Annotated in this window: 11 protein-coding genes; 4 read left to right on the top strand and 7 right to left on the bottom strand. The window is 71.5% G+C overall.

Translation table 11 applies throughout. The features are described 5' to 3' along the window. The first annotated feature begins 147 nt into the window (after window positions 1-147). Complete coding sequence (gene lepA / locus AB0I72_RS05970) at window positions 148-1,986, top strand: translation elongation factor 4 (RefSeq protein WP_358563472.1); 1,839 nt, start codon at window positions 148-150, stop codon at window positions 1,984-1,986. Between the two features lie 80 nt (window positions 1,987-2,066). Here the strand turns inward: lepA and AB0I72_RS05965 are convergent, their stop codons facing one another. The 4 genes from AB0I72_RS05965 to AB0I72_RS05950 all read right to left on the bottom strand — a co-directional run bounded on the left by AB0I72_RS05965 (window position 2,067) and on the right by AB0I72_RS05950 (window position 7,756). Continuing rightward, window positions 2,067-2,972: a sugar ABC transporter permease gene (locus tag AB0I72_RS05965; RefSeq protein WP_358563470.1), complete on the bottom strand. Its 906-nt coding sequence runs from the start codon at window positions 2,970-2,972 to the stop codon at window positions 2,067-2,069. Beyond that, window positions 2,972-4,585: an ABC transporter permease subunit gene (locus AB0I72_RS05960; protein WP_358563468.1), complete on the bottom strand. Its 1,614-nt coding sequence runs from the start codon at window positions 4,583-4,585 to the stop codon at window positions 2,972-2,974. Before AB0I72_RS05960 ends, AB0I72_RS05965 begins: the two co-directional genes overlap by 1 nt. Window positions 4,586-4,587: 2 nt before the next feature. After that, window positions 4,588-5,832 carry an extracellular solute-binding protein gene (locus AB0I72_RS05955; RefSeq protein WP_358563466.1) on the bottom strand — a complete coding sequence of 415 codons (1,245 nt, stop codon included), beginning with the start codon at window positions 5,830-5,832 and terminating at the stop codon, window positions 4,588-4,590. Between the two features lie 325 nt (window positions 5,833-6,157). After that, window positions 6,158-7,756, bottom strand: coding sequence for a glycoside hydrolase family 13 protein (locus AB0I72_RS05950; RefSeq protein ID WP_358563464.1), 1,599 nt, complete (start codon window positions 7,754-7,756; stop codon window positions 6,158-6,160). 96 nt (window positions 7,757-7,852) lie between these two features. Here AB0I72_RS05950 and AB0I72_RS05945 point away from each other — a divergent pair, with 96 nt between their 5' ends. Further along, the gene (locus tag AB0I72_RS05945; RefSeq protein ID WP_358563462.1) at window positions 7,853-8,938 is read left to right on the top strand and encodes a LacI family DNA-binding transcriptional regulator; all 1,086 of its coding nucleotides are present in this window, start codon (window positions 7,853-7,855) and stop codon (window positions 8,936-8,938) included. A gap of 72 nt (window positions 8,939-9,010) precedes the next feature. Beyond that, window positions 9,011-10,243, top strand: a complete 1,233-nt coding sequence (hemW, locus tag AB0I72_RS05940; protein ID WP_358563460.1) for a radical SAM family heme chaperone HemW — start codon at window positions 9,011-9,013, stop codon at window positions 10,241-10,243. 41 nt (window positions 10,244-10,284) lie between these two features. Here the strand turns inward: hemW and AB0I72_RS05935 are convergent, their stop codons facing one another. The 3 genes from AB0I72_RS05935 to AB0I72_RS05925 form a co-directional block, all read right to left on the bottom strand. Further along, the gene (locus AB0I72_RS05935) at window positions 10,285-10,917 is read right to left on the bottom strand and encodes a DUF4870 domain-containing protein (RefSeq protein ID WP_358563458.1); all 633 of its coding nucleotides are present in this window, start codon (window positions 10,915-10,917) and stop codon (window positions 10,285-10,287) included. 45 nt (window positions 10,918-10,962) lie between these two features. Then, a complete protein-coding gene (locus tag AB0I72_RS05930) occupies window positions 10,963-11,292 on the bottom strand; it encodes a DUF4870 domain-containing protein (protein ID WP_358563763.1) in 330 nt (109 codons plus the stop codon). 1,057 nt (window positions 11,293-12,349) lie between these two features. Beyond that, complete coding sequence (locus AB0I72_RS05925; protein WP_358563455.1) at window positions 12,350-13,189, bottom strand: DUF3097 domain-containing protein; 840 nt, start codon at window positions 13,187-13,189, stop codon at window positions 12,350-12,352. 216 nt (window positions 13,190-13,405) lie between these two features. Between AB0I72_RS05925 and hrcA the strand changes: the two genes are divergently transcribed. Continuing rightward, window positions 13,406-14,419: a heat-inducible transcriptional repressor HrcA gene (hrcA, locus tag AB0I72_RS05920; RefSeq protein WP_358563454.1), complete on the top strand. Its 1,014-nt coding sequence runs from the start codon at window positions 13,406-13,408 to the stop codon at window positions 14,417-14,419. Window positions 14,420-14,422 lie beyond the last annotated feature (3 nt).

The raw sequence follows: 14,422 nt of genomic DNA, 5'->3' as shown, positions 1-14,422 counted from the left end.
CCCCATCCTGCCGTACGGGCGGCGACCGTCTCCGGAGAGGACGGCCCCGTCCCCGTGGGATGATGGACGACGCCGTCGGCCCGAGCCGCGGCGGGGCGGAGCCCAGAGCCCGCCCGGGACCCGGACCCAACCTGTGAACGGAGCACGGTGGCACAGCCGAACTGGACCGATCCCGCGCTGATCCGCAACTTCTGCATCATCGCGCACATCGACCATGGCAAGTCGACGCTGGCCGACCGGATGCTCCAGATCACCGGCGTCGTCGAGGACCGACAGATGCGCGCCCAGTACCTGGACCGCATGGACATCGAGCGCGAGCGCGGCATCACCATCAAGTCGCAGGCGGTGCGCATCCCGTTCACCGCGCTCGACGACAGGACGTACACGCTCGACCTCATCGACACCCCCGGCCACGTCGACTTCACCTACGAGGTGTCCCGCTCGCTGGCCGCGTGCGAGGGCGCCGTCCTGCTGGTGGACGCCGCCCAGGGCATCGAGGCGCAGACCCTCGCCAACCTGTACATGGCGCTGGAGAACGACCTCACCATCATCCCGGTGCTCAACAAGATCGACCTTCCCGCCGCCCAGCCGGAGAAGTACGCCGAGGAGCTCGCCGGCATCATCGGCTGTGAGCCCTCCGACGTGCTCAAGGTCAGCGCCAAGACCGGTGAGGGCGTCGAGGAGCTGCTCAACGAGATCGTCAACCAGGTGCCGCCGCCGGTCGGCGAGGCCGACGCGCCCGCCCGCGCGATGATCTTCGACTCCGTCTACGACACCTACCGCGGTGTCGTCACCTACGTCCGCGTGATCGACGGCAAGCTCAGCCCGCGTGAGCGCATCCAGATGATGTCGACCAAGGCCTCGCACGAGATCCTGGAGATCGGCGTCAGCTCGCCCGAGCCCAGGAAGTGCGGCGGTCTGGGCGTGGGCGAGGTCGGCTACATCATCACCGGCGTCAAGGACGTGCGCCAGTCCAAGGTCGGTGACACCATCACCTCCCTGGCCCAGCCCGCGACCGACATGCTCGCCGGGTACCAGGAGCCCAAGCCGATGGTGTTCTCGGGCCTGTACCCGATCGACGGCACCGACTACCCGGTGCTGCGCGACGCCCTGGAGAAGCTCCAGCTCAACGACGCCTCGCTGGTGTTCGAGCCGGAGACCTCCGCGGCGCTCGGCTTCGGTTTCCGCTGCGGCTTCCTCGGCCTGCTGCACCTGGAGATCACCCGTGCCCGTCTGGAGCGCGAGTTCAACCTCGACCTCATCTCCACCGCGCCCAACGTGATCTACCGCGTGGAGATGGAGGACGGCATCGAGCACGTGGTGACCAACCCCAGCGAGTTCCCCACCGGCAAGATCGCCAGGATCTTCGAGCCCGTCGTCAAGGGGACCGTGCTCAGCCCCTCCGACTACATCGGCCAGATCATGGAGCTGTGCCAGGAGCGGCGCGGCACCCTGCACGGCATGGACTACCTGTCCGAGGACCGTGTGGAGATGCGCTACACCCTCCCCATGGCCGAGATCGTCTTCGACTTCTTCGACCACCTCAAGTCGCGCACCAAGGGCTACGCCTCGCTCGACTACGAGCCCACCGGCGAGCAGGAGGCCGACCTGGTCAAGGTGGACATCCTGCTCCAGGGCGAGGCCGTGGACGCCTTCTCGGCGATCGTGCACAAGGAGAAGGCCTACGCGTACGGCGTCGAGATGACCAAGAAGCTGCGCGAGCTCATCCCCCGGCAGCAGTTCGAGGTCCCCGTGCAGGCGGCCATCGGCGCCCGGGTCATCGCCCGGGAGAACATCCGCGCCATCCGCAAGGACGTGCTCGCCAAGTGCTACGGCGGTGACATCAGCCGTAAGCGCAAGCTGCTGGAGAGGCAGAAGGAGGGCAAGAAGCGCATGAAGATGGTCGGCCGCGTGGAGGTCCCCCAGGAGGCGTTCATCTCCGCGCTGTCCACCGACACCGGCGGCGAGGACAAGAAGAAGAAGTAGGCCTCTCCGGCCTCCAGAGGCCTCCAGAGCGGGATTCCCGGCCCCGCGCGTCCCGTCCAGGGCGCGCGGGGCCGGTTCCGTCAGCCCTTGACCGCGCCGGAGGTCAGGCCCTCGGTGATGAACCGCTGGAGGAACCAGAACACCGCCAGCGTCGGCAGCGACAGCATCACCGCGCCCACCGCGAACATCCCGAAGTTGGCGTTGCGCTGCGAGGCGACCAGCTGGTAGAGCCCCAGCCCGAGCGTCTTGGCGTCGGTGTCGCGCAGGAACACGCTCGCCAGCAGGAACTCGTTGATGGTGGAGATGAACACCAGCAGCGCCACGATCGCCAGGACCGGCGTGACCAGCGGCAGCATGATCCGGAAGAACACCTGCGCGTGGGTGGCCCCGTCGATCTGCGCGGACTCGTCCAGCTCCTTGGGAACCGTGTCGAAGAAGCCCTTCATCAGCCACGTGTTGATGCTCAACGCGCCGCCGAGGTACACCAGCAGCAGCCCCCAGCGGGTGTCGAACCCGATCGCCGGGTAGTACTCGCCGATGTTGGAGAACATCAGGTAGAGCGCCACGATCGCCAGGAACTGCGGGAACATCTGGATCACCAGGAGCCCGATCAACCCGACCCGGCGCCCCCGGAACCGCATCCGGCTGAACGCGTACGCCGCCAGCGCCGACAGCAGCACCGTGACGGCGGCGTTGGTGAGCGCGAAGAACAGCGAGTTGGCGTACCACGTGGTGAACGGCGTGTTCTGGAACAGGTCACGCGCGTTGGCCAGGCTCGCGCCCGTCGGCCACAGCTCCGCGCTGCTCAGCGTGCCCAGCGGGTTGAGCGCGGCCGAGAGGACGAACAGCACGGGGAAGAGGGCGAAGGCCGCGACCAGCCACATGACCGCGTGCCGCCAGCCCAGGCGCGCCGCCCACAGCCCGAACCGGGTCGCCGCGGTGCGTTCGTGGCGCGGCCGTGCCGCCCCGGCGGTCGGCGCCGTCATCAGTCCACCTCCTTGAGTGCCCTGCTCCGCCACAGGCTCACCACGGAGATCACCGAGACGATGACGAAGATCATCACCGACAGCGCGGCGGCGTACCCGTACTGGGCGGTGGCCTCGTTGAAGGCGAGCCGGTACGTGTAGGTGATGAGCAGGTCCGTCGCCCCGGCCGTGGAGTTGTCGGAGAAGAGCGGGCCGCCGCGGGTGAGCAGCCACACGGCGTTGAAGTTGTTGAAGTTGAAGGCGAACACGGCGACCAGGATCGGCGTCATCGCCACCATGAGCAGGGGCAGCGTCACGTGCCGGAAGGCCTGCCAGGCGCTGGCGCCGTCGATCCGCGCCGCCTGCTCCAGCTCGCGCGGGATGGCCTGGAGCGCCCCGGTGCTCACGAGGAACATGTACGGGTACCCCAGCCACACGTTGGCGAGGATGACCGCCGCGCGGGCGCTCCACGCGTTGCCGAACCAGTCCACCTGGAGTCCCAGCATCCGGTTGAACAGGCCGAAGTCGGTGTTGAACATGTCCCGCCACAGCAGGTACATGGCCAGCGAGCTCATGGCGTAGGGCAGGACCACCAGGATCCGGTACACGACCTTGCCGCGCATGCGGGGGACGTGCAGGGTCAGCGCCACGGCCAGGCCCACCACGAACACCAGGCCGGTCACGGCGACGGCGAAGACGATGTTCCACACCAGGATGCCGAAGAACGACGACGCGAAGGTCGGGTCGAGCAGGAACCGGGCGAAGTTGTCGAGGCCCACGTTCACCCGCCAGCCCTGCGGCAGGCGGTCGCCGTCCTCGGAGACGAACGCGCCGCGCTCGTCGTCGGCGACGTAGACGGTTCCGGTCTCGCCGTCGGTGACGCAGTCGCACCCGGCGTCGTAGGAGCGGACCGCCGTCCCCTCGTAGGCGGTGGACAGGCCGCTGGAACGGATGCCCGTGCCGCTCCCGGTCGGGACGGCGAACTCCTCCAGTTCGGCGCTGCGGGCGTTGACCTGCACGGGGGAGAGGATCGTGTACCCGAACGCCTCGGTGACCTTGCCCGAGGCGTCGACGGTGGCGCCCCCGAGGCCGGCGAGCCCGTCGGCGTCGCCGACGAAGGCCTCGCCCCCGCCGTCGGTGAGGAGGAAGACCAGCTCACCCGTGTCCGGGTCGCCGGTGGTGGCGACGGTGAGGACGTACTCCTCGGAGTCGGGCGCCCGTGTCACGGACAGCGACTCGACGGCGTTGATCGCCTGCTGCTTGTCCCCGCGGTGGCCGTCGCTCATGTTGGTGACCGACGTGCTCATCGTGTACAGGACCGGCAGGATCTGGAAGGCCAGCAGGAACAGGACGCCGGGCACCAGGTACTTGGCCGGGACGGCGCGCCTGGACAGGTAGACGTGGTAGACCAGTGCCACCACGGCGACGACCAGCCCGAGGCCGAGCCAGTTGCCCGCGAGGTAGAGGGGCAGCAGGGCCCACGCGCCGAGCGCGGTGAACAGGCCCAGCAGGCCGATCTTGACGATCCGTCCCGCCAGCGACCCGTCGCGGGCCCAGCGCCCGCCCGGTAGCGGTGGACGGGTGGGCGCCCCGTGCGCGGAGGCGCCCACCGTGTCGGATTCGGGGACCGCCACGCCTACTCGCCGATCTGCTCGGAGATCGTCCGCGACGCGGCCTCCATGGCCGCACGGACGTCGCCACCGCCGATGATCTCGGCCTGGGCGACGCCGAGCGGCTGCCAGGTCTCGCCCATCTCCGGGATGGACGGCATCGGCATGCCCTCGGCGCCCGCCTCGGCGATCGCGGCGACGTTGGGGTCGTCGGCGGAGACGCTCTCCAGGGCGTCGGTCTGGACGGGGACGCGGGGGTCGGCGTCGTACAGGCCCAGGACGAACTCGGTGTCGGTGACGAGGTTGGTCACGAACTCCTCGGCGAGCGCGGAGTTGGCGCTGCCCTCGGTCACGAAGAAGGACTGGTAGCCGATGTAGGGGCGGGCGGGGCCGCCGTCCTCGAACCCGGGGATGGGGCTGATCGCGTAGTCGACACCCGACTCGTCGGCGTCGGCGAGGTTCCAGGGACCCGCGACGAAGAAGGCGGTCTCCTCGTCGAAGAACAGCGCCGCGTCGTTCTGGGTGGTGATGGAGCGGCGGAGCACGCCGGAGCCGTCCTCGCCGTACTCGGCGATCCGCTCCATCGCCTCGACCGACGCGTCGGTGCCCACGCCGAGGTCGGAGGGGTCCCAGGTGCCGGTGTCGTCCTGGCCGAACAGGTAGCCCCCGGCCGAGGTGAACAGGGTGTTCATCCGGTAGGGGTCGCCCTCCTGGCCGACCGCCATGGACAGGACCTCGCCGACCTCGCCGTCGTCCTGGAGCCGGGTCCCGACCTCGACCATCTCCTCGAAGGTCGCCGGGGCCTCGGGGGCCAGCGCGGTGTTGCGCAGGAGGAAGAGGTTCTCCTGCGCGTAGGGGACGCCGAAGAGCTGGCCGTCGAAGGTCATGGCCTCCAACGCGGTCCCGTCGAGCATCGCGGCCCGGTCCTCGGGCAGCTCGACCGGCTGGACGGCTCCGTTGCGCACCAGGTTTCCGGTCCAGTCGTGGGCGCCGATGAAGATGTCGGGGGCGTTGCCCGCCTGGTGGGCGTTGAGCACGTCCCCCTGCATGTCCTCGAACGCCACACTGTCCACGCTGACGTTGACGCCGTTGGCCTCGGAGAACTGCTCGGCGGCGGCCTGGACGGCGTCGGCGCGCTCGGGGTCGGTCCAGACGACGAGTTCGCCGCCCCCGGACGCCTCGCCTCCGTCGCCCTCGTCGCCGCCGCAGGCGGTCGCCATCAGGGCGATCGCGGCGATACCGGCGAACGCTGGTGCGCTGCGGAATCTCATGGTGTCTTCCCTCCGGGAGGCGGTACTGATGGGGGAGCGCACGCGAGGGGCCGGTGGCCGGGACCGTCGCGGACCTGCGCTGTGGTGTGACATTAGCAATACCTTGCAAGTTTTGAAAGGTTTTGCAGGCGCTGGGGATAAAGATGCGGAAACGTCCGGGAAACGGTCCGGTGATGGCGGACCGGGGGTGACGGTTCCGTGTCAGCGTGTCGTCGTCGCAGGTGGCGGCGGTGACGGGTGGCCGGTGGCCCACCCGTCACCCTCGGCACTCGTGGACGAGGACGGGTGACGGGTGGGCGCGGCGGGGCCCTTCCGCGGGCACGGTTCAGCCCCGCAGCCACACCGCCGTGTCACCGGGCAGGGTCATGCGGCCGTCCGAGGGCGCCTCCACCGGACCGCTGGCGAGGAGCACCTCGCCCGCCGCGGCGATCTCCACCGGCGCCCCGCCGAGGTTGACCGCGCAGCGCACGCCCGGCTCGCGCTCGAAGCACAGCACACCCTCCGGGGCGTCCACCCAGGTCATGGTCCCGTCACCGAGCGCGTCCAGTTCGCGCCGCAGCCGCAGCGCGCTCCGGTACAGCTCCAGCGTCGACCCCTCGACCCCGTGCTGGGCGGCGCGCGCCAGCGCGCCCCACCCCTCGGGCATCGGCAGCCAGGGCACACTCCCCTCGGGGCCGAAACCGTACGGCGCGGCCCCCTCCTCCCAGGGCAGCGGCACGCGGCAGCCGTCGCGCCCGCGCTCGGTGCGACCCGACCGCTCCCACGTCGGGTCCTGGAGCGCCTCCTCGGGCAGGTCGGTGACCTCGGGAAGGCCCAGCTCCTCGCCCTGGTACAGGTAGACCGACCCGGGCAGCGCCAGCATGAGCAGCGTCGCCGCGCGCGCCCGGCGCAGCCCCTGCTCACCGCCTCCGAACCGCGTCACGTGGCGCGTCACGTCGTGGTTGGACAGCACCCACGTGGTCGTGGCGCCGACCGCCCCGTTGGCGGTCAGGGAGCGCTCGATGACCTGGCGCAGGCGCCCGGCGTCCCACGGCGCGGTCAGGTACTCGAAGTTGAACGCCTGGTGCAGCTCGTCGGGGCGCAGGTAGCGCGCCACCCGGTCGGCGTCCTCCACCCACGCCTCGGCCACCAGGGCGCGGTCGCCCGGGTAGGCGGCCGCGATGGCGGCCCAGCGCCGGTAGATCTCGTGCACGCCGTCCTGGTCGAAGTAGGGCAGGGTCGTGCTGCCGTCGAGCAGGTCGGCCTTGGCGTCGTCGGCGATGTCGGGCAGGGCCGGGTCCTTGACCATCCCGTGCGCGACGTCGATCCGGAACCCGTCCACGCCGCGCTCCAGCCAGAACCGGAGCACGTCGTCGAACTCCTCGTGGACCTCCGGGTGGGTCCAGTCGAAGTCGGGCTGCTCGGCGTCGAACAGGTGCAGGTACCACTGCTCGGGCGTGCCGTCGGGCCGCTTGAGGCGGGTCCAGGCCGGGCCGCCGAAGATCGACTTCCAGTTGTTGGGCGGCTGCTCGCCGTCCGCCCCCCTGCCGTCGCGGAACAGGTAGCGGGCCCGTTCGGGGCTGCCGGGCTCGGCGGCCACGGCCTCGCGGAACCAGCGGTGCGCCGACGAGGAGTGGTTGGGCACGACGTCGATGATGACGCGGACGCCCAGGTCGTGCGCGGCGGAGACAAGGGCGTCGAAGTCCTCCAGGGTGCCGAACCTGGGGTCGACGTCGCGGTAGTCGGCGACGTCGTACCCGCCGTCGGCGAGCGGGGACACGTAGAAGGGCGTCAGCCAGATGGCGTCGACGCCGAGGTCGACGAGGTGGGGGAGGCGTTCGCGGATCCCGGTCAGGTCGCCTTCCCCGTCGCCGTTGGAGTCGGCGAAGCTGCGCACGTAGATCTGGTAGATGGCGGCGTCGCGCCACCAGTGTGCCTGGAGCAAAACGGGGGTCCTTCCCTGTGGGCCTCTGCAACTTCTTGCGCAAGATTACCGCCTACTTGCGGTCATGTGACGGTGATCTCGACTAGAGTTGTCCGCATGGGTCCACGACTTGCCGACATCGCGCGGCACGCAGGTGTCAGCGAAGCCACCGTTTCGCGGGTGCTCAACGACAAGCCCGGTGTCGGCAGTGACACCCGCAAGGCCGTCCTGACCGCGCTGGACGTCCTCGGCTACGAGCGGCCCGCCCGGTTGCGCCAGCGTTCGGCGGGACTCGTCGGGATGGTCATCCCCGAACTGGAGAACCCGGTCTTCCCGATGTTCGCCCAGGCGGCGGAGGGCGCCCTCGCCCAGCGCGGCTACACCCCCGTCCTGTGCACCCAGACCCCCGGCGGGATAACGGAGGACGAGTACGTCGAACTCCTGCTGGAGCGCAACGTCTCCGGCATCCTCTTCGTCTCCGGGCGCCACGCGGACACCTCCTCCTCCCACGAGCGCTACCAGGCGCTCGTGTCGCGCCGCCTGCCCATCGTGCTCGTCAACGGGTTCGCCGACGCCATCCCCGCCGCCTTCATCTCCTGCGACGACCGGGAGGCCGGGCGCCTGGCCGTCAACCACCTGGTCGCCCTGGGCCACACGCGGATCGGCTTCACCAGCGGACCCGAGCGCTACGTCCCCGTCCGCCGCAAGCTCGACGGCTACCACCAGACGCTGGCCCAGCACGGCCTGGACGGCGAGGAACTCGTGGAGCTGTCCCTGTTCGGGGTCGAGGGCGGCCACGCCGCGGCCACCCGCCTCATCGAGCGCGGCGTCACGGCCATGGTCTGCGGCTCCGACATGATGGCCCTGGGCGCCATCCGCGCCGCCCGCCAGCGCGGACTGCGCGTGCCCGAGGACTTCTCGGTGGTCGGCTTCGACGACTCCCAGCTCATCGCGTTCACCGACCCGCCGCTGACCACCGTCCGCCAGCCGGTCAACGCGATGGCGCTCGCGGCCGTGCGCGCCCTGTGCGACGAGATCGCCGGACACCACGTCTCCCACACCGAGTACCTGTTCGACCCCGAGCTGATCGTGCGCGGTTCCACCGCCGTCGCCCCGCCCCGCGTCGCCGCCCCCGTCCAGCCCAGGGCCGCCGAGTCCGCGGGCGCGACCGCCGGCGGCGCAGTGGAGTCCGCCCGCGCGTAGCGGGGACGGGGACGTCCGACCCCCTCCGCCACGCCGACCCGGGCACGCCGCCGGGTCGGTGACACTGGAGGTATGCCTTCCGTTGCCCTCGACGGCGACCCCGTCCCGAGGAGCGGGGACCTTCCCGCGCCCTCCCTCGCCGAGCTCGGCGACCGCCCGCTCGGGTTCTACGTCCACGTGCCGTTCTGCGTCACGCGCTGCGGCTACTGCGACTTCAACACCTACACCGCGGACGAGCTGGTCTCGCGCGACGGCACCGCCACCGCCTCCCGCGAGACCTACGCCGACCAGGCGATCGCCGAGGTCGAGTTGGCCGACCGCGTCCTGCGCGGCGACCGCCCCGAGGTGAGCACGGTGTTCGTCGGCGGCGGGACGCCCACCCTTCTCCCCGCCGAGGACCTGGGCCGGATCGTCGCCGCGATCCGCGAACGCTTCGGCCTGGCCGCCGACGCCGAGCTGACCACGGAGGCCAACCCGGAGACCGTGGACCCCGACTACCTGGCGCGACTGCGCGAGGCCGGGTTCACCCGCGTCTCCTTCGGCATGCAGAGCGCCCGACCGCACGTGCTGCGCGTCCTGGAGCGCGGGCACACGCCGGGACGGCCCGAGCGGTGCGTCGCGTGGGCGCGCGCGGCCGGGTTCGAGCACGTCAACCTGGACCTGATCTACGGCACCCCCGGCGAGAGCGACGACGACTGGGCCGCCTCCCTGGAGGCCGCGCTGTCGGCCGACCCCGACCACGTCTCCGCCTACTCGCTCATCGTGGAGGAGGGCACCCGCCTGGCCGCGCGGGTCCGCAGGGGCGAACTCACCGCGCCCGACGACGACACCATGGCCGACCGCTACCTCATGGCGGACGAGGCCCTCGCCAAGGCCGGGTTCACCCCCTACGAGGTGTCCAACTGGGCGCGCACCCCCGAGGGCCGCAGCAAGCACAACCTCCTCTACTGGACCGGCGGCCACTGGTGGGGCGTCGGGCCGGGGGCGCACAGCCACGTGGGCGGCACCCGGTGGTGGAACGTCAAACACCCCGCCGCCTACGCCGCGCGGTTGGCGGAGCGGTCGAGCCCGGGCCAGGCGCGCGAGGTGCTCAGCGCGGAAGAGCGCCGGTTCGAGCGCGTCCTGCTGGAACTGCGCGTGGAGCGGGGGTGCCCGCTCGACCTCCTGGAGCCGCGGGGCCGGGAGGCCGCGCGGCGCGCCGTGGCCGCGGGGCTGCTCGACCCCGCGGCCCACGACGCGGGCCGCGCCGTCCTCACCCGCGGGGGGCGGCTGCTCGCCGACGCCGTGGTCCGCGACCTGACCTGACCCGCGTTCCTCCGGGCGCGCGGCCCCTCACGGGACCGGGACTACTTCACCCAGGTGACGTTGAACGGGTAGCGGTACCACTCGCCCCGGTTGGCGGCCAGGCCGCCGAGGATGCCGAAGACCAGGCAGACCACGGCCACGACGATCCACGTCAGCACGCCGATGATCACCAGCGTCAACAACCAGGACACCACGATCCCGATCGTGATGAGCAGCTGGAAGTTGAGCGCGTGCGCCGCCTGGTCGCGGACGAACGGCGACTCGTCCTTCTTGACCAGGTACACGATCAGCGGGACGAGCCAGCCGAATCCGGAGAAGAAGAACCCGGCCAGGCCGCCGCCCAGGTGGGCGATCAGGCCCATCTGCCGTTCGGCCTGGTTGGGCTGGCCGGTGGTGGCCGACGAGGGCTCGGCGCCGGGTGGCGGCGCACCCGGCTGGTAGCCGCCCGCCTGGTACCCGCCCGGCATCTGACCACCGGGCCGGTAACCGCCGGGAGGTGGGCCGTAGCCGGGTCCCTGACCGGGCGGGGGCCCGCCCGGCGGAGGCCCGTACCCGGGCTGGCCGCCGCCCGCGGGACCGCTGGCCGGTGGCTGGTCGCCCGGGCCCTCCTGGCCCTGTTGCCGCCGCTCCCGGTCGTCGGGTTCCTCAGGAGGTGGTGTGTTCGGGTGCGACATGGCGGTGTCCCTTCGTGCTGACTCACTCAGGCACTCATGGGGGGACTACTTCAGGAGTCGGATGCTCACCGGGTAGCGGTACCAGATTCCCTTGTTCGCGTTGGAGGCGCCCAGGACGCCGAGGACGATCGCGAGGATCCAGATCAGCGCGATCACGGCGATGCCGATCCAGGACAGCCCTGGGAAGAAGATACCCAGTCCGATGAAGACCACGCAGGCGAAGACGTAGGGGATGAGCAGCGTCAACTGGAAGTTGGCCGCCTCCGACGCGTGGTGCCGCACGGTCGGCGACTGCTCGCGCTTGGCGAGGTAGATCGCCAGGGGCGGGATCCAGCCGAGGAAGGCGACCACGAACCCGGACAGGTGCGCGATCATCGACACGAGGGTGCCGTCGTCGCCCCGCGCGGGCTGCTGGCCGTAGGGGCCGGGCTGGCCGTGGGGCGCCTGGGCGCCGGGGAACCGCGGAGGCTGGGGCTGTCCGAACCCCGGCTGGCCGGGCTGACCCGGCTGGGGAGCGAACCCGGACTGGGCGGCCGCGAGCTGCTGCCCGTAGGACTGCGGCGGCGCGGCCTCCGGCTGCGGGGCGTACGGCGACTGCCCGCCGGACGGCTGCGCCTGTCCGTGCTGGGCGGGCGACTGCGGAGGGTACGCCTGCCCCGGGGCGCCGGGCGGCGGCGCGAAGCCCGGCTGGCCGCCGTACGGCTGCTGCCCCTGCACCGGCTGGCCCTGGAACCGCTGCCCCGCCTGGTCCGGCGCGGGCTGCTGGGGGAAGGCCTGGGGCTGCGGGGCCTCCGGCTGGGGGGCGTACGGGGACTGGGAGGCCTGGCCGTAGTCCGGCTGCCCACCTGAGGGCTGCCCGTAACCCGGCTGCCCGCCGGACGGCTGACCCGCCTCCGGCCGCGGCGCGTACGGCGACTGTCCACCGGAGGACTGCGCGTATCCGGGCTGGCCGCCGTACGGCTGCTGCCCCTGCACCGGCTGGGCCTGGTACTGGGGCTGCCCCGGCTGGGGGGCGTAGGGGGACTGGCCGCCGGAGGGCTGGCCGTAGCCCGGCTGACCGCCCGAGGGCTGTGCGGCGTCCGGCTGCGCGTACCCCTGGGGATGGGGCTGGGCGGCCTCCGGCCGCGGGGCGTACGGCGACTGCTCACCGGACGGCTGGGCCTGCCCGGGTCGGGCGGGCGGCTGCTGCGCGTACCCCGGCGCCTCGGCCTGGTCCGGCTGTCCCGGAGCGGGCTGGGGCGGCTCCGGCGGTTGGCCCTGCGGGTCCTCCGGGGACGGGGGGTTCGTCGGGGTCTCGCTCATGCTGTTCCTTGGCTCCGCTGCTGAGGGGCGGTTGTTCTCTGTGGGGCTGTGCCGACGACCGCGGAGGGCCCGGGACGGGCGACCGGCACGACCGGACGCAGGGCGTCCTCGCCGTCGCCTGGTGTGAATCCTAGTGTTCGCCGGGATGCGGTCCCGTAACGAAGTCGATGAGCTCCTCCACACGGCCGAGAAGGGACGGTTCCAGGTCGGCGTACGAACGGACCGACCCCAGGATCCGGCGCCAGGCCTCACCGGTCTCCACGCGCCAGCCCAGGGCCCGGACCACCCCCTCCTTCCAGGGGATACCCCGGGGCACCTCCGGCCAGGCCGCGATGCCCACGCTGCGGGGGCGCACCGCCTGCCAGACGTCGACGTAGGGGTGTCCGGTCACCAGCACGTGCTCGCCGCGGACCCGTTCGGTGATCCTGCTCTCCTTGGAGCCGGGCACCAGGTGGTCCACCAGCACGCCCAGCCGACGGCCGGGGCCGGGCGCGAACTCCGCGACGATCGCGGGCAGGCCGTCGACGCCCTCCAGGAACTCCACGGCCACGCCCTCCACACGGAGGTCGTGGCCCCAGACCCTCTCGACCAACTCGGCGTCGTGCACGCCCTCGACGTAGATGCGGCTCTCACGTGCCGTGCGCGCCCGGGCGTCCGTCACCGCGATCGAGCCCGAGGCGCTGCGCAACGGGCCTCTCGGGGCGCCGGCGGGGCGGACGAGGGTCACCGGCTCGCCGTCCACCAGGAACGCCGCCGGCTCCAGGTCGAACACGCGGCGGCGGCCGTGCCGGTCCTCCAGGGTCACGGTCGCCTTGTCCCAGGCCACCACGGCGCCGCAGAAGGTCTCCTCGACGTCCTCCACGACCAGGTCCCGGCTCAGCGGCGTCTCGCGGACCGCGCGCCCGCCGGGTCGCCGCCGGTCCTCGGCCAGCACGTCGCGGCCGTAGCGGCCGGTTCCCTTGGTAGCCACGGTCGTGCAGTCTACTGGTGCGGGGCCCGCGCCCCGTGAGGCGATCGGGCGTGGCCGACGACACGGCCGCGACGCGCGCGCCCGACGCCGTCCAGGCCGGACGGGAAGGGAAGATCGGGGAGGGGCGGCCGCGTTACTACCCGCGGGTAGCCGACCGCGTTTGCTACCGGGCATAGAATTAGCACTGAGGACCACGGAGTGCCAGGAGGTGGCGAGTTGCTGGATGAGCGCAAGCTCGCGGTCCTGCGTGCGGTCGTCGAGGACTTCGTCAACACCAACGAGCCCGTGGGATCCAAGGCTCTCGCCGACCGGCACCGCCTCGGGGTCTCACCCGCGACCATCCGCAACGACATGGTCGCCCTGGAGGAGGACGGCTACATCACCCAGCCGCACACCAGCGCCGGGCGTGTGCCGACCGACAAGGGCTACCGCCTCTTCGTCGACCGCCTCTCCTCGGTCAAGCCGCTGTCGGTGGCCGAGCGGCGGGCGATCGAGTCCTTCCTCACCGGAGCCGTGGACCTCGACGAGATCATCGCGCGCACGGTGCGCCTGCTCGCCCAGCTCACCCGCCAGGTCGCGATCGTCCAGTACCCCTCGCTGACCCGTTCGTCGGTGCAGCACGTCGAACTGGTGCCCCTGGGGGCGATGCGACTGATGATGGTCGTCATCACCAACACGGGCCGGGTCGAGCAGCGGGTGATCGACGGTGCGGGCGAGATCAGCGAGAGCGCCGTCGCGGATCTGCGCTCCATGCTGAACCGGGCCATCGCGGGACTCCCCCTCGGAGACGTCCCGGACGCGGTGGACGACCTCCCCGCCCAGGTCGACCCCGAACACCGGCCCATGGCCGTCTCGGTCCTCTCGATCCTGTTGGAGAGCCTCGTCGAGCGGCACGAGGAGAAGATCGTCCTGGCCGGGACCGCCAACCTCGCGGCGGTGGACTTCGCGGCCAGTCTGCGGGACGTTCTGGAAGCGCTGGAAGAGAACATGGTCCTCATCCGTTTGCTGGGTGAGGCGAAGGACCCTTCGATGCTGACCGTGCGCATCGGCGAGGAGAACTTCCACGAGGGTCTGCGGTCCACCTCCATCGTGTCGGCCGACTACGGCGTGGGAAACCAGTCGCTGGCCAAGATCGGAGTCGTGGGTCCCACCCGGATGGACTACCCGGGAACGATGGGCGCCGTGCGTGCGGTGGCCCGGTATGTCGGACAGATTTTGGCAGGACAGTAACTC

This window comes from Nocardiopsis sp. NPDC049922 (assembly GCF_040660275.1).
GTDB lineage: Bacteria > Actinomycetota > Actinomycetes > Streptosporangiales > Streptosporangiaceae > Nocardiopsis.
The sequence above is the reverse complement of the archived record's forward strand: the minus strand, read 5'-3'. Positions and strand labels throughout refer to the sequence as shown.

Coding starts and splice junctions, on each gene's coding strand:
- AB0I72_RS05930 (WP_358563763.1), bottom strand. CDS start 11,292: ATGATCGCGCACCTGTCCGGGTTCGTGGTCGCCTTCCTCGGCTGGATC.
- hemW (WP_358563460.1), top strand. CDS start 9,011: ATGCCTTCCGTTGCCCTCGACGGCGACCCCGTCCCGAGGAGCGGGGAC.
- AB0I72_RS05935 (WP_358563458.1), bottom strand. CDS start 10,917: ATGTCGCACCCGAACACACCACCTCCTGAGGAACCCGACGACCGGGAG.
- AB0I72_RS05945 (WP_358563462.1), top strand. CDS start 7,853: ATGGGTCCACGACTTGCCGACATCGCGCGGCACGCAGGTGTCAGCGAA.
- AB0I72_RS05955 (WP_358563466.1), bottom strand. CDS start 5,832: ATGAGATTCCGCAGCGCACCAGCGTTCGCCGGTATCGCCGCGATCGCC.
- AB0I72_RS05965 (WP_358563470.1), bottom strand. CDS start 2,972: ATGACGGCGCCGACCGCCGGGGCGGCACGGCCGCGCCACGAACGCACC.